The sequence below is a fragment of the Pseudomonas brassicacearum genome, assembly GCF_003732225.1.
In the GTDB taxonomy this organism is placed as follows: domain Bacteria; phylum Pseudomonadota; class Gammaproteobacteria; order Pseudomonadales; family Pseudomonadaceae; genus Aquipseudomonas; species Aquipseudomonas brassicacearum_E.
In genome coordinates this window covers 221,202-235,655 of sequence record NZ_MOBJ01000034.1, presented here as the reverse complement: position 1 = coordinate 235,655, position 14,454 = coordinate 221,202, and the positions used below count along the sequence as shown (strand labels likewise).

Genomic DNA, 14,454 nt, shown 5'->3' with positions numbered 1-14,454 from the left:
ACTCCCGCCTTGAAAAAGCCGACTATATTAACGGATGCAGGTGCCGAGGCCAAAGGGTTACTCGCGTAGGAGCTGCCGAAGGCTGCGATCTTTTCAGGCCTTGAAGATCAAAAGATCGCAGCCTTCGGCAGCTCCTACGTGTGTGTTGAGCTGCAGTTTGCGACCGGTGGCTCAAGTCGCCTCCTCAGCAGCCGACAGCCTGCCGTCAGGAGACTAATACTATGCTGCCACCGATGCTCCCCTTGAGTGCCGTGCCGATCACTTCCCAGCAGGACCCGATTCGCCAGCGGCCGGATATTCCGCCGGTGGTGCCGGTGGAGGCGAGCTCCAGCGAAAGCACGATCGACCTGCACAAGCGCCATGCCGAAGAGTCGGCGCTGTTGTTGCGCGAAGAGCAGCGGCGTCAGCAGGAACGCGACAGGCGTCGTCGCGAAGCCGAAGAGGATCCTGAGGAGCACCTGGCCGTGCCGGGTGACGAGTTGAACGCCGACAATACGGTGCCGGTGGTCCCGTTGATGGACGATCAGCCGCGTCAGGGGTTGTGGGTCGATATCGAGGTCTGACGCTTGCACACTTTTTGTTGCGCTCTGATGCTGCGGGCGGCTGGTCAGCGCCAGCCATTGGCCGCATTATTGGCAAACCTTGAGCGGGCAGGGTGACGGTGGTCGCTGTGCTTCGCCTGTATTGACCTTGAAGATGTAAGCCACGCCATGAGCCAAGACGACAAGCTGATCGACCTCAACACAGAGCGTGCCAAGCGCGTGCATGACCTCAATGAAAAGCGCCTGAACGAAGTGCGTCAGGCTTTCGAGCAGGCCATGCCTTTGGGCAAAGCCAAGAAAAAGCCAAAAAACAAACCGAAAAAGCGTTGAGCCCCCTGCATCTGTTGATGCAGGTCAGTTATTTCCCTTCCTTTACGCCCTGTCTTGGGCAGTATTGATCCCGGTCAATTTTCTTTCGTGCCTGATTGGTTAACTTAGCCCTATCGCAACAGGGCAAGTGCAGGAGGCCAGTCATGTTTTTCGATAATGTGGTGATCGCCGGAGTGCTGACTGTCGGCCTCATGGTTCTGTTTTTTGCCGGGTTTGGATTCTTTATCTGGAAAGACGCACATAAGCGTAAAAAACCTTAGGTCTTTCTGGAAGCACGAGCACGCAAGGCATTTTGGGCGACTTCGGTCGCCCTTTTTTTTGCCCGCAATTCCCCGTAGGAGCTGCCGCAGGCTGCGATCTTCTGATCTTGGCGGCCTGATAGCCGGCCAATCTCGGATGTACACCAATCAAAACTGTGGGAGCGAGCCTGCTCGCGATGGCGGCCTGACAGCCGACCTGTCTTTTACAGGTGTACATATCCGTTTCTGCGGTAACGGCCACTTAGGGTTTCGCCCTTACGGCGCCTCACTTTTTTTACAAGCGCCTAAAAAAAGTAAGCAAAAAAACGCTCGCCCCAAGCGTACGGCACCTCGCTTAGGCTCGGCGTTCCCTCGCTCCGGCATTCATCAGGGGGCATCGCCTACGGTCTGCTGCGCGACGACCTCCTCTCGATGTGTCCGGCTGCGCCGTACGGCGCTGCGCGCCCACCCCCTGATGAACACCTCCACTCGGCCTCCCAAAGGGGCGGGCAGATCAAAAGCAAAGCACGGCGGCCTGACAGCCGGCCTGAGTGGTAAAGGCGCGCCGCTGGTGATGATCTTCGTAGGAGCTGCCGCAGGCTGCGATCTTTTGACCCTGGCGGCCTGACAGTTGGCCTGATTGGTTTGGGCGCGTCACTGCATTGTGGGTGGGAATCCCCGTAGGAGCTGCCGAAGGCTGCGATCTTTTGGGACGCGCGGGCATAAAAAAAGCGCGACCTACGGGAGGGCGCGCCTTTTTTGTACGGCTATGAATCAGCTACCAAGGGCCTTCGATGCCAGCCAGAACAAGCCGGCCGACAGGGCCACCGTCGCCGGCAGGGTCAGGACCCAGGCCAGCAGGATGGTTTTCACGGTGCCGCCTTGCAGGCCGCTTTTGTTGGCGATCATGGTCCCGGCCACACCCGAAGACAGTACGTGGGTGGTTGATACCGGCAGGCTGAAGATGTTCGCCAGACCGATCATGCCCGCAGTGGTGATCTGCGCCGACATGCCCTGAGCGTAGGTCATGCCTTGCTTGCCGATCTTCTCGCCGATGGTCAGTACCACGCGTTTCCAGCCGACCATGGTGCCCAGGCCGAGCGCCAGGGCGACCGCCAGAATCACCCAGAACGGGGCGTATTCAGTGGTGGTGGTCAGGTCTTTACGCAGCTTGTCCAAGTCAGCCTTTTCGCGGGCTTCGAGGCCAGGCAACTTACCGACTTTCTTCGCCGTGTCGTCCAGGCAGAGCAGGTAGCGACGCACTTCGATGCGGCTTTCCTGCGACAGCGAGTGGTAGTCCGCTACACCCTTGAGGGTGCCGAGCAGGGCGGAAATAGTTGGTTCGGTCTGTTGCGGGTTGCAGCGGAATTTTTCCGGCAAATCGCCATCCAGGCTTTTGCCCAGCGCCAGGAATTCACCCAGAGTATCGGCATTGCGCTTATAGAACTGGCTCAGGTGCAGGGTCGCATCGCGAGTCCGTTCGATCTGGTAAGTAGTGCTGCTCAGGTCGAGTACGAACTGTGCCGGTACGATACCGATCAATACCAGCATGATCAGGCCGATGCCTTTCTGGCCATCGTTGGAACCGTGTACGAAGCTCACCGCCATCGCCGAGATCACCAGAACCAGACGGTTCCAGAACGGCGGGTGTTTCTTGTCATCAACCTTGCGGCGCTGGTCCGGTGTCTTGTGCATCTTGGACAGTGGACGCCACCATTTCAGGCCAATCAGCACCAACGCGGCCACCAGGAAACCGGCTATTGGCGAGAACACCAAGGATGCGCCGATATCGATCGCTTTCTGCCAGTTAACACCGTCAGCCAATGGAATGTCGTTGATCAGCGCGTTCGCCAGACCCACACCCAGGATCGAACCGATCAGGGTATGAGAGCTGGAGGCCGGGATACCGAAGTACCAGGTCCCCAGGTTCCAGGTGATGGCCGCAGCGAGCAACGAGAACACCATTGCTAGCCCGTGGCCGGTATTCACATTGATCAGCAGCTCTACCGGCAGCAGGTGGACGATGGCATACGCCACGCCAACGCCGCCCAGCAACACGCCGAGGAAATTGAACACACCGGAAAAGAACACTGCCAGATGAGGCGGCATGGCTTTGGTGTAGATAACAGTGGCAACCGCGTTAGCGGTGTCATGAAAGCCGTTGATGAACTCGAAGGCGAGGACAAAGGCCAGGGCGAGCAAGAGGCTCACAAGCACCCAAGCATCCAGTCCGCTGAATAAATCGATCATGAAGGTTTTCTGACCCGGTCATAAGGGGGCGCGATTATGCCAGAAAACCCTGCTAATCAATGCACTTGCTGCTCATCGGTTACATTCTTCAACGATTTAGTGTGTAACAGGGCCCTAAACCCCAGCGTTGTCGTAGGCTTTTCAAGCCTTTGATTTCATTGGTGGTTGTGGCGCATGTCGGCATTTCAGTTGCTTCGACGGGAAGCTGAAATGGGTGTGTGAAATATCTGTAAGGAGGGCCAGCCAAGCGCCATTTACCTCATTCGGTGGGAATGAGGTGGCAATCGCCCGCTTTTAGCAGGCGCGATATGGAGCGCCAATCCACTCAGCGTGTGGCTGAAGGCGACGCAGGCCCGGAAGATCTCAAACCGGAGCGATTACGGCTCTTCGGCTTTGAGTTCTTTTTCCATCTTCTGCAGTTCCTGGGTAAAGGCCTGATCGAGGATGCTGGCGCGTTTACGCCAAGGTTTACGTTCCGGGTCAGGTTGAGCGGCGTAGGTGGTGACTTCCCCGCCGTAAACTTCCTTGTAACGTTGTTCCTGGCGCTCAAGTTCCGCGCGCAGTTCGTCTTTCGTCACAGTGTTACCTAATTGAGTTGAGATAAATTCTGGTGATACGCACTGCTTTCGTTGTGTCGGTCACAAGCGTCTCGAGCAGAGTGTCCGGCAAGACACCCATTCTGACAGCGTTGTGCTTGACAGCTTCCTTCTTGCAGGCGGCCACGGCACCAGAGCAGAACCACTGACGTAGCATCAGTTTTCTTGTTTTTTGCAAACGCATTGGCCGGGCATTCGAAATGAGCGTCAAGCGCTTACGAGCAGGAAGCGGGGTTGAAACCTCGCACTGCCTGAGTGATTGGATCCGGTAGTTGCAAAAAAACGCGGTCATCACTGAAGTGCATTATAGCGGCCGATCGGCAGAACACTATCTCGAATAACTTAAAAGTGCTTCGTCCTGTGAATTTGTTTTGTTGCCCGCAAGTTTTGTGCGCAAGTGCACAGTTTGGCAATGTCTTTACAGACCCGTTTCCTGGCGCCATTAAGTCGTCCACATTGAGTGGATTAGAACGCGGCTGTTATTCAGTGTCAGCAAAAGTGTGAAAATCTGTAATGAAAGATTCCGTGCTTTATAGGAAACGTACACACGGTCGCCCCTAGCCCTCATCCTATATAGCCCTCCAGTCAGTTGATTGCGATTATCGATTAATGGTTCGATAATCGCCCAACCTTGGCTGCTCATGCTTGTGCTTGCGATCCGGAGCAGCTTGTAATAGCTGTCGAACTCTGGGGAATGACCTGAAATGAACGATCAATTGCGTAATTCCTTTGCTTCAGTGGCGCCGCCGATCGTTGCCTCGCCAGCCAAGCGAATTCAGGCGTTCACCGGCGATCCGGACTTCATGACTTCCCTGGCCCGTGGCCTGGCGGTGGTGCAAGCCTTCCAGGAGCGCAAGCGGCATTTGACCATCGCACAGATTAGCCATCGCACGGAAATTCCCCGCGCCGCCGTACGTCGTTGCCTGCATACGCTGATCAAACTCGGTTATGCGACCACCGACGGTCGAACCTATTCGCTGTTGCCCAAAGTCCTGACCCTCGGCCATGCCTATCTGTCCTCGACGCCGTTGGCGGTGTCGGCCCAGCCGTACCTGGACCGCATGAGCGAGCAGCTGCACGAGGCTTGCAACATGGCCACGCTGGAAGGTGATGACATCTTGTACATCGCCCGTTCGGCAACGACCCAGCGTTTGATTTCCGTCGACCTGTCGGTGGGCGGGCGTTTACCGGCTTATTGCACCTCCATGGGTCGGATCCTTCTGGCAGCACTGGACGATGCTTCGCTGCACGACTACCTCGAACATGCCGAACTGCAGGCCAAGACCAGCCGCACCCTGCATACGCGCGAGTCGTTGTTCGAATGTCTTCAGGAGGTTCGGCAGCAAGGCTGGTGCATTGTCGACCAGGAGCTTGAGCAAGGCCTGCGCTCGATTGCCGTTCCGGTGTACGACGCATCCGGTCAGGTGCTGGCTGCGCTGAACGTCAGCACGCATGCCGGGCGTGTCAGCCGCAACGAACTGGAGCAGCGTTTTTTGCCAGGATTGTTGAGCGCCAGTCGGGAGTTGAGTGCTCAGCTGTTTGCGTAAGCTGTTCGATAAACGCACAGACTCGCGTTTGGCGAATTGACGCTGTTTCCCTTCCCTCATTAATGTCGCGGCAGCGTCATCCGCTGCTGTTGGCCACACAGCCAGGCGCCGGATAACGACCCAATAATAATGAAGCGGCGATTGCCAGCACGTGTTCGCCTGCGTTTCTTGCCTGGAATAAAAATAATGAACCAGCCTCAATCCGCTGTCGGGAATTGCCTCGATGTGCAGTCCTTTATCAATGCCCAACCGCTGTCGCGCTATCAATGGCGGGTGGTGATCCTGTGTTTCCTGATTGTGTTTCTCGATGGTCTGGACACAGCGGCCATGGGGTTTATCGCTCCGGCGCTGTCTCAGGATTGGGGCATCGACCGCGCCAGCCTCGGCCCGGTGATGAGTGCGGCGCTGATCGGCATGGTCTTCGGCGCACTGGGCTCTGGACCGCTGGCTGACCGTTTTGGACGAAAAGTCGTATTGGTCGGCGCAGTGCTGTTGTTCGGTGCTTTCAGTCTGGCCTCGGCTTACAGCACTAACGTCGATCAGTTGCTGGTGCTGCGCTTCCTGACCGGACTCGGCCTGGGCGCCGGTATGCCGAACGCCACTACGCTGCTGTCGGAATACACCCCGGAACGCAAAAAGTCCCTGTTGGTGACCAGCATGTTTTGCGGCTTCAACCTGGGCATGGCTGGCGGCGGTTTCATTTCGGCCAAGCTGATCCCGGCGTTCGGCTGGCACAGCCTGTTGCTGATTGGCGGGATTCTGCCGTTGATCCTCGGGGTGGTGCTGTTGCTGTGGTTGCCGGAGTCGGCGCGTTACCTGGTGGTGCGCAATCGTGGAACCGACAAGGTGCGCAAGGCGCTGGCGCCGATTGACCCGGCGGTTGTCGCCCAGGCATCGAGTTTCAGCGTGCCCGAACAGAAAACCGTAAAGGCCCGCAACGTGTTCGCAGTGATTTTCTCCGGCACCTATAGCACCGGGACGTTGTTGCTGTGGCTGACCTATTTCATGGGGCTGGTCATCGTCTATCTGCTGACCAGCTGGTTGCCGACCCTGATGCGTGACAGCGGCGCGAGCATGGAGCAGGCGGCGTTCATTGGCGCGCTGTTCCAGTTTGGCGGCGTATTGAGTGCGGTGGCGGTGGGTTGGGCGATGGACCGGTTCAATCCGCACAAGGTGATCGGCACTTTCTACTTGTTGGCTGGGGTGTTTGCCTACGCTGTAGGGCAGAGCCTGGGCAACATCACGCTGCTGGCAACGTTGGTGCTGGTCGCCGGGATGTGCGTCAACGGCGCGCAATCGGGGATGCCGTCGCTGGCGGCGCGCTTCTATCCGACTCAAGGCCGGGCGACTGGCGTGTCGTGGATGCTCGGGATCGGCCGTTTCGGGGCGATTCTCGGCGCCTGGATGGGCGCTACGTTGTTGGGCCTGGGCTGGAACTTCGAACAGGTACTGACCGCGTTGGTGATTCCGGCGGCATTGGCCACCACGGCGGTGGTGATCAAAGGCATGGTCAGCCATGCGGATGCGACGTAGGAGCTGCCGGAGGCTGCGATCTTTTGGGGGAGTACGGAACCGATAGCCTGACAACAATCTGTTCGATAAACGAACGCTTAGTCGATTATCGGATTGTTTGGGCTTTTTCGGCGGCTTAATCTTCAGTCATTCCGGCGCTGCTCATCGCGCCTTGTCCTCCACATCGGTTTACTGAGAATCGGGAGTCCAACCCCATGGCTGAAATCCTTTCGCTGCACGACGCGGTGAAGCAATTCGTCAACGACGGCGATACCGTCGCGCTCGAAGGCTTCACTCACTTGATTCCGACCGCAGCGGGTCATGAAATCATTCGTCAGGGCAAGAAAGACCTGACGCTGGTGCGCATGACCCCTGATCTGGTCTACGACCAACTGATCGGTGCCGGTTGCGCTCGCAAGCTGATTTTCTCCTGGGGCGGTAACCCGGGCGTGGGTTCGCTGCACCGTCTGCGCGATGCCGTCGAAAAACAATGGCCGCATGCGCTGGAAATCGAAGAACACAGCCACGCCGACCTGGCCAATGCCTACGTTGCCGGCGCCTCCGGCCTGCCGTTTGCAGTGCTGCGGGCTTACGCCGGTTCCGACTTGCCGAAGGTCAACCCGTTGATCAAAAGCGTGACCTGCCCGTTCACCGGTGAAGTGCTGGCGGCGGTGCCATCGGTGCGCCCGGACGTCACGGTGATCCACGCGCAGAAGGCCGATCGCAAGGGCAATGTCTTGCTCTGGGGCATTCTCGGTGTGCAGAAGGAAGCCGCATTGGCCGCCAAGCGTTGCATCGTCACGGTTGAAGAAATCGTCGACGACCTGAACGCGCCGATGAATGCCTGCGTCTTGCCAACCTGGGCCTTGAGTGCGGTTTGCCATGTTCCTGGCGGCGCGCATCCGTCCTACGCCCACGGTTACACCGAGCGCGACAACCGCTTCTATCAGGCCTGGGACCCAATTGCCCGCGACCGTGAAACCTTCACTGCGTGGATCAACGAATACATCCACGGCAGCGCTGACTTCAGTGAATTCCAGGCCAAGCTGGCCGCTGCAATGGAGGCTCAATAATGGCTTACTCCACCAATGAAATGATGACCGTCGCCGCCGCTCGCCGACTGAAGAATGGCTCGGTGTGCTTCGTCGGCATCGGCCTGCCGTCGAAAGCGGCCAACCTGGCACGCCTGACTTCCTCTCCAGACGTAGTCCTGATCTACGAATCGGGTCCGATCGGTGCCAAGCCGACGGTATTGCCGCTGTCGATCGGTGACGGCGAGCTGGCGGAAACCGCTGACACCGTAGTCCCGACCGGTGAGATTTTTCGCTACTGGCTGCAAGGCGGGCGCATTGATGTCGGTTTTCTCGGTGCCGCTCAGGTCGACCGTTTTGGCAACATCAACACCACCGTGGTCGGCGATTACCATCAGCCGAAAGTCCGTCTGCCGGGTGCCGGCGGTGCACCGGAGATTGCTGGCTCGGCGAAAAGCGTGTTGATCATCCTCAAGCAGTCGGCTCGTTCGTTTGTCGACAAACTCGACTTCATTACCTCGGTCGGTCATGGCGAAGGCGGCGACTCGCGCAAGCGTCTCGGCCTGCCGGGCGCCGGTCCCGTGGGGATCATCACTGACCTGTGCATCATGGAACCGGAAGCCGGCAGCAACGAATTCGTGGTCACCGCACTGCACCCAGGCGTGACCCGCGAGCAAGTGATCGCCGCCACCGGTTGGGCCATCCGCTTTGCCGATCAGGTGGAGTACACCGCTGAACCGACCGACATCGAGTTGGCCGCGCTGCGCGATCTTGAAGCGCGTACCGCTGCCGCCCATGGCCAAGCACCGGGAGAAGCCTGATGCGCGAGGTTTATATCTGCGATGCGATTCGCACCCCCATCGGCCGTTTTGGCGGTGGTTTGTCGACGGTTCGCGCTGACGATCTGGCCGCCGTGCCGATCAAGGCACTGATGGAGCGCAACCCGAGCGTCGATTGGAGCGCAGTGGACGAGGTGTTCCTCGGTTGCGCCAACCAGGCCGGCGAGGACAACCGCAACGTGGCGCGCATGGCATTGCTGCTGGCCGGGTTGCCGGAAAGCATTCCCGGCGTGACCCTCAATCGACTGTGTGCCTCGGGCATGGACGCCATCGGCACGGCGTTCCGGGCGATTGCCAGCGGTGAGATGGAGCTGGCGATTGCTGGCGGCGTCGAGTCGATGTCTCGCGCACCGTTCGTGATGGGCAAGGCCGATGCGGCGTTCTCGCGCAACATGAAACTGGAAGACACCACCATCGGCTGGCGCTTCATCAACCCGTTGATGAAAGCTCAGTACGGCGTCGATGCGATGCCGCAGACCGGCGATAACGTGGCCGACGATTACGCGGTTTCCCGCGCGGATCAGGACGCTTTCGCGCTGCGCAGTCAGCAACGGACGGCGGCCGCGCAAGCAGCAGGCTATTTCGCCGAAGAAATCGTTCCGGTGCGCATTGCCCACAAGAAGGGTGAAAGCGTGGTCGAGCAGGACGAGCATCCACGCGCCGACACCACCCTGGAAACCCTGAGCAAACTCAAACCGGTCAATGGCCCGGACAAGACCGTCACGGCTGGCAATGCCTCGGGCGTGAACGACGGTGCGGCAGCGCTGATACTCGCGTCCGCCGAAGCCGTGAAAAAACACGGTCTGACTGCCCGTGCTCGGGTATTGGGCATGGCCAGCGCCGGCGTCGCGCCGCGGGTGATGGGCATCGGCCCGGTGCCGGCGGTACGCAAGTTGACCGAACGCCTGGGCGTGGCGGTCAGTGATTTTGATGTGATCGAACTCAATGAAGCCTTTGCCAGCCAGGGCCTTGCGGTGTTGCGTGAACTCGGTCTGGCCGACGACGCGGCGCAGGTCAACCCGAACGGTGGCGCCATCGCTTTGGGCCATCCGTTGGGCATGAGCGGTGCGCGGTTGGTGCTGACGGCGCTGCATCAGTTGGAAAAGACCGGTGGCAAGAAAGCGCTGGCGACCATGTGCGTTGGCGTTGGCCAAGGTCTGGCACTGGCAATCGAACGGGTCTGACGCGCACCAGCGCTATCGAACAAGAAAAGAGGACAGTTTCATGACTGACAAGCCTGGTTATCGTCGTCCGCAAGCGGGCACTCAGCCGGAATATTTGCACCCAGCCTATCAATCGACCAACCGTCGTTCGCCGTCCAGGCCGCTGGTATTTTTGCCTCACTCATTGTCGGAAATCACCGGTCCGACTATCGGCGCCGAGTTCCTGCAAGAGCGGGACAACGACCTGACCGCCCAACATCAGGGCGAGCCTTTGGGTGAGCGGATCATCATTCACGGCCGCGTGCTGGATGAGAACGGCTTGCCAGTGCCGGGGATTTTGCTGGAGATCTGGCAGGCCAACGCCGCCGGTCGCTACAACCATGACCGTGATCTGCATGACGCGCCGCTGGACCCGAACTTCACCGGTACCGGTCGCACCGTGACCGACGCCGATGGCTGGTACCAGTTCCAGACCATCAAGCCTGGCGCTTACCCGTGGGGCAATCACCACAACGCCTGGCGCCCGGCGCATATCCATTTCTCACTGTTCGGGCCGAGCATACTGACCCGGCTGGTCACCCAGATGTACTTCCCGGGTGATCCGCTGCTGGCCTACGACCCGATTTACAACTGCGTGCCGGATACCAGCGCCAAAGAACGCTTGATCGCCAGTTTCGACCTGGAAAAAACCATTCCGTCCTACGCCCTCGGTTATCGCTGGGACATCGTTTTGCGCGGCCGCGATGCCACGCCGATGGAGAAATAAGATGACGCTGAACGCGACGACGTCCCACACGGTCGGGCCGTATTACCACATCGGTCTGACCTGGTTGAACCGCGAAAATCTGACCAACGAAGAAACGCTTGGCAAGCGTGTAACGATCACCGGGCAGGTGGTCGATGGCAACGGCGATTTCGTCAACGACGCGATGCTGGAAGTCTGGCAGGCCAACGCCGCTGGCAAGTATGACCATCCAGAAGACGCGCAGGACAAACCGCTGGACCCGAATTTCGAAGGGTTTGGCCGGGTGCCGGTAGACGCAGAAGGACGGTTCCGTTTCACCACCATCAAACCGGGGACGGTGCCAGGGCTCAAGGGCAGCACACAAGCGCCGCATCTGGTGGTACTGGTTTTTGCCCGAGGCCTGGTCAAGCACTTGCTGACGCGAATCTACTTTGACGGTGAACCGGCCAACGCCAGCGACCCGCTGCTGGCTTGTGTGCCGGAAGAGCGTCGCACGACCTTGATGGCGAAAGCCGATGGGACGGGCACGTTGCAGTGGAATGTGATCTTGCAGGGCACTGATGCCGAGACGGTGTTTTTCGATTATTGAGAGATTAAGGTCAAAAGATCGTCCGAACGCGGCCCGAGCCTTCGGCAGCTCCTACGGGGGGCGCGTGTTTCTCCCGTAGGAGCTGCCGCAGGCTGCGATCCTTTTCGGCATCTGTGAAACGGGGCCGTAAATCCTGCCTACACGGTTAACCTGAAAAACCGTGGTGTCAGATTTTACGACTGCTGCGCAGCCGAACGCAGGCTTCGCCAGCTGCTACGGGGAATGTGCCGAACCTGATATCCCTTCACTTACCGGCATTAGGGTTTGCCTCCTCATCACGGGGTTTTATTTCTGTGAAACGGGGGTGTTGCAAAGTATGTCTAGACTCTCACTGTCCCCATTGAGTGAAAAAACATGACAACAATAACCAGCCTCTACACCGCTGAAGAGCGTGGCAAAAGGATCTTTGCGATTGTCGGGGCGTCTTCCGGCAATCTGGTCGAGTGGTTCGACTTCTATGTTTACGCCTTCTGCGCGATCTATTTCGCCCCGGCGTTTTTCCCTTCCGACAACCCTACGGTGCAACTGGTTAACACCGCCGGGGTGTTCGCCGCCGGGTTTTTGATGCGTCCCATCGGCGGCTGGCTGTTTGGCCGGGTGGCCGACAAGCACGGGCGCAAGAACTCGATGATGATTTCGGTGCTGATGATGTGCGCCGGCTCACTGCTGATCGCCTGCCTGCCGACCTACAAGGACATCGGCGTCTGGGCGCCGATCCTGCTGCTGGTGGCTCGCCTGATCCAGGGCGTGTCGGTGGGCGGTGAATACGGCACCACCGCGACCTACATGAGTGAAGTCGCGCTCAAGGGCCAGCGCGGTTTCTTCGCTTCGTTCCAGTACGTGACTTTGATCGGTGGTCAGTTGCTGGCAGTGTCATTGGTGGTGATCCTGCAACAGTTCCTGACTGAGGACGACCTGCGTGCCTGGGGCTGGCGGATTCCGTTCGTGGTCGGCGCTGTCGCGGCATTGATTTCGCTGTTCCTGCGTCGTTCGCTGAAAGAGACCACCAGCAAGGAAATGCGCGCAGACAAGGACGCCGGCAGCATGGCCGCGCTGTTCAAGAACCACACCGCCGCCTTTATTACCGTGCTTGGCTACACCGCCGGTGGTTCGCTGATTTTCTACACCTTCACCACCTATATGCAGAAGTACCTGGTGAACACCGCTGGGATGCCCGCCAAGACCGCCAGTTACATCATGACCGGCGCGCTCTTCCTTTATATGTGCATGCAGCCATTCTTCGGCATGCTGGCGGACAAGATTGGCCGGCGTAATTCGATGCTCTGGTTCGGTGCCCTGGGGACGTTGTTCACCGTGCCGATCCTGCTGACCTTGAAGTCCGTGACCAGTCCGTTCCTGGCGTTTGGGCTGATCACCGTGGCACTGGCGATCGTGAGTTTCTACACCTCGATCAGCGGTCTGGTGAAAGCCGAAATGTTCCCGCCACAAGTCCGTGCGCTGGGGGTGGGCCTGGCCTACGCGGTGGCGAACGCGATATTTGGCGGTTCGGCGGAGTACGTGGCGTTGAGCCTGAAGTCAGTAGGTGTGGAGAACTATTTCTACTGGTACGTGACGGTGATGATGGCGGTTGCCTTCCTGTTCAGCCTGCGTTTGCCGAAACGGGCAGCGTATCTGGAAAACGATCTTTGACTTGTCGGGGCGCGCCTGAATCGGGCGCGCTCCGCGTAAGGAATCCCTATGCAACGACCGGGCAATCAATTGTTCGATGCCTATTTCACGGCTCGAAATATGCGTGAGGTGTTCAGCGATCAGGGCCGGGTTCAGGCCATGCTCGATTTCGAAGCGGCACTGGCCCGGGCCGAGGCGCGGGTCGGACTGATTCCGGCGTCTGCGGTTGCACCGATCGAGGCGGCCTGCCGAGCCGAGCACTATGACTTTTCTGCCCTTGGCGAGGCGATAGCGATTGCCGGTAACTCGGCGATTCCGTTGGTCAAGGCGCTGGGCAAGCAGATCGCCGCGCATGATCAGAACGCCGAACGTTACGTGCATCTGGGTGCGACCAGCCAGGATGTGATGGACACCGGCCTGGTGCTGCAACTGCGTCAGGCACTGCATTTGATTGAGACCGATCTGGCGCGACTTGGTGAAGCGTTGGCGATCCAGGCCCGGCGCCATGTGCTCACGCCAATGGCCGGACGTACCTGGCTGCAACATGCGACGCCGGTCACGCTGGGAATGAAAATCGCCGGTTGGCTGGGAGCGGTGACCCGCAGTCGGCAACGTTTGCAAGTACTCAAGCCGGGCCTGTTGGTGCTGCAATTTGGTGGCGCCAGCGGAACCCTCGCAGCCCTCGGCGAGCAGGCCATGCCAATTGCCGAAGCACTGGCGCAGGAGCTGCAACTCACGTTGCCGGAGCAACCCTGGCACACCCAACGTGATCGTCTGGTGGAGTTCGGCGCGGCGCTTGGATTGATCGCCGGCAGCCTCGGCAAACTGGGCCGCGACATCAGCCTGCTGATGCAGACCGAGGCGGCGGAAGTCTTCGAACCCTCGGCGCCGGGCAAGGGCGGCTCCTCGACCATGCCGCACAAACGCAACCCGGTGGGCGCGGCGGTGCTGATCGGTGCTGCGACCCGCATTCCCGGATTGCTGTCGACACTGTTCAGCGCCATGCCTCAAGAGCACGAACGCAGCCTGGGGTTGTGGCATGCCGAGTGGGAAACCTTGCCGGAAATTTGTTGCCTGGTGTCCGGCGCGTTGCAGCAAGCGCTGTTGATAACAGAAGGGCTGGAGGTCGACGCTGGGCGCATGGCGAAGAACCTTGAGTTGACCCAAGGCCTGGTGCTGGCCGAAGCAGTGAGCATCGTTCTCGCCCAACGGATCGGTCGCGACAGCGCGCACCATCTGCTGGAACTGTGCTGCAAGCGCGCGGTGGCCGAGCAGCGACATTTGCGTGCGGTGCTCGGTGATGAGCCGCACGTGACCGCCGAGCTTTCGAGCGCTGAACTCGATCAATTGATGAACCCTGCGCACTACCTCGGTCAGGCTCAAACCTGGGTTGAGCGTGCGCTGGCCGAACATTTTGCCCTGACTGCCTGAAGGAGAATTTC

At 59.3% G+C, this 14,454-nt stretch carries 14 protein-coding genes; 12 read left to right on the top strand and 2 right to left on the bottom strand.

Going from position 1 to position 14,454, the window contains the following annotated elements:
* The first annotated feature begins 221 nt into the window (after positions 1 to 221).
* From BK659_RS25635 to ccoM, 3 genes are all read left to right on the top strand, one after another.
* Positions 222 to 563, top strand: coding sequence for an aspartate-semialdehyde dehydrogenase (locus BK659_RS25635; RefSeq protein WP_123428264.1), 342 nt, complete (start codon positions 222 to 224; stop codon positions 561 to 563).
* Positions 564 to 710: 147 nt separating this feature from the next.
* Complete coding sequence (locus BK659_RS27830) at positions 711 to 872, top strand: hypothetical protein (protein WP_007906621.1); 162 nt, start codon at positions 711 to 713, stop codon at positions 870 to 872.
* Between the two features lie 143 nt (positions 873 to 1,015).
* Entirely contained in the window at positions 1,016 to 1,132 is a 117-nt protein-coding gene (gene ccoM, locus BK659_RS28190) for a cytochrome c oxidase subunit CcoM (RefSeq protein WP_007926603.1), read from the top strand.
* 753 nt (positions 1,133 to 1,885) lie between these two features.
* On the opposite strand, the gene BK659_RS25630 is transcribed toward ccoM, so the two are convergent.
* Both BK659_RS25630 and BK659_RS25625 read right to left on the bottom strand, forming a co-directional pair.
* Positions 1,886 to 3,361 carry an inorganic phosphate transporter gene (locus BK659_RS25630; protein WP_123428262.1) on the bottom strand — a complete coding sequence of 492 codons (1,476 nt, stop codon included), beginning with the start codon at positions 3,359 to 3,361 and terminating at the stop codon, positions 1,886 to 1,888.
* A 377-nt stretch (positions 3,362 to 3,738) separates the two neighbouring features.
* A complete protein-coding gene (locus BK659_RS25625; protein WP_071551521.1) occupies positions 3,739 to 3,939 on the bottom strand; it encodes a hypothetical protein in 201 nt (66 codons plus the stop codon).
* Between the two features lie 722 nt (positions 3,940 to 4,661).
* Here BK659_RS25625 and pcaR point away from each other — a divergent pair.
* The 9 genes from pcaR (at position 4,662) to BK659_RS25580 (ending at position 14,443) form a co-directional block, all read left to right on the top strand.
* Entirely contained in the window at positions 4,662 to 5,504 is an 843-nt protein-coding gene (pcaR, locus tag BK659_RS25620) for a pca regulon transcriptional regulator PcaR (RefSeq protein WP_123428260.1), read from the top strand.
* A gap of 186 nt (positions 5,505 to 5,690) precedes the next feature.
* Positions 5,691 to 7,037 carry a 4-hydroxybenzoate transporter PcaK gene (gene pcaK, locus BK659_RS25615; RefSeq protein WP_123428258.1) on the top strand — a complete coding sequence of 449 codons (1,347 nt, stop codon included), beginning with the start codon at positions 5,691 to 5,693 and terminating at the stop codon, positions 7,035 to 7,037.
* A 194-nt stretch (positions 7,038 to 7,231) separates the two neighbouring features.
* Complete coding sequence (locus BK659_RS25610) at positions 7,232 to 8,089, top strand: CoA transferase subunit A (protein WP_123428256.1); 858 nt, start codon at positions 7,232 to 7,234, stop codon at positions 8,087 to 8,089.
* On the top strand, positions 8,086 to 8,868 hold the full coding sequence (locus tag BK659_RS25605; RefSeq protein ID WP_185015481.1) for a CoA-transferase subunit beta: 783 nt from the start codon (positions 8,086 to 8,088) through the stop codon (positions 8,866 to 8,868). The genes BK659_RS25610 and BK659_RS25605 overlap by 4 nt, the downstream gene beginning before the upstream one ends.
* Positions 8,865 to 10,070 carry a 3-oxoadipyl-CoA thiolase gene (pcaF, locus tag BK659_RS25600; RefSeq protein ID WP_185015480.1) on the top strand — a complete coding sequence of 402 codons (1,206 nt, stop codon included), beginning with the start codon at positions 8,865 to 8,867 and terminating at the stop codon, positions 10,068 to 10,070. The genes BK659_RS25605 and pcaF overlap by 4 nt, the downstream gene beginning before the upstream one ends.
* A gap of 40 nt (positions 10,071 to 10,110) precedes the next feature.
* A complete protein-coding gene (gene pcaH, locus BK659_RS25595; RefSeq protein WP_123428250.1) occupies positions 10,111 to 10,815 on the top strand; it encodes a protocatechuate 3,4-dioxygenase subunit beta in 705 nt (234 codons plus the stop codon).
* Position 10,816: 1 nt separating this feature from the next.
* A complete protein-coding gene (gene pcaG / locus BK659_RS25590; protein WP_123428248.1) occupies positions 10,817 to 11,383 on the top strand; it encodes a protocatechuate 3,4-dioxygenase subunit alpha in 567 nt (188 codons plus the stop codon).
* 354 nt (positions 11,384 to 11,737) lie between these two features.
* Positions 11,738 to 13,033, top strand: a complete 1,296-nt coding sequence (locus BK659_RS25585; RefSeq protein ID WP_123428246.1) for an MFS family transporter — start codon at positions 11,738 to 11,740, stop codon at positions 13,031 to 13,033.
* Between the two features lie 48 nt (positions 13,034 to 13,081).
* Entirely contained in the window at positions 13,082 to 14,443 is a 1,362-nt protein-coding gene (locus BK659_RS25580) for a 3-carboxy-cis,cis-muconate cycloisomerase (RefSeq protein ID WP_123428244.1), read from the top strand.
* Positions 14,444 to 14,454: the final 11 nt, after the last annotated feature.

Bases quoted from the DNA above. Each gene is read 5' to 3' on its own strand.
- BK659_RS25635 (WP_123428264.1), top strand. From the start codon at position 222: ATGCTGCCACCGATGCTCCCCTTGAGTGCCGTGCCGATCACTTCCCAG.
- BK659_RS27830 (WP_007906621.1), top strand. From the start codon at position 711: ATGAGCCAAGACGACAAGCTGATCGACCTCAACACAGAGCGTGCCAAG.
- ccoM (WP_007926603.1), top strand. From the start codon at position 1,016: ATGTTTTTCGATAATGTGGTGATCGCCGGAGTGCTGACTGTCGGCCTC.
- BK659_RS25630 (WP_123428262.1), bottom strand. From the start codon at position 3,361: ATGATCGATTTATTCAGCGGACTGGATGCTTGGGTGCTTGTGAGCCTC.
- pcaR (WP_123428260.1), top strand. From the start codon at position 4,662: ATGAACGATCAATTGCGTAATTCCTTTGCTTCAGTGGCGCCGCCGATC.
- pcaK (WP_123428258.1), top strand. From the start codon at position 5,691: ATGAACCAGCCTCAATCCGCTGTCGGGAATTGCCTCGATGTGCAGTCC.
- BK659_RS25610 (WP_123428256.1), top strand. From the start codon at position 7,232: ATGGCTGAAATCCTTTCGCTGCACGACGCGGTGAAGCAATTCGTCAAC.
- pcaH (WP_123428250.1), top strand. From the start codon at position 10,111: ATGACTGACAAGCCTGGTTATCGTCGTCCGCAAGCGGGCACTCAGCCG.
- pcaG (WP_123428248.1), top strand. From the start codon at position 10,817: ATGACGCTGAACGCGACGACGTCCCACACGGTCGGGCCGTATTACCAC.
- BK659_RS25585 (WP_123428246.1), top strand. From the start codon at position 11,738: ATGACAACAATAACCAGCCTCTACACCGCTGAAGAGCGTGGCAAAAGG.
- BK659_RS25580 (WP_123428244.1), top strand. From the start codon at position 13,082: ATGCAACGACCGGGCAATCAATTGTTCGATGCCTATTTCACGGCTCGA.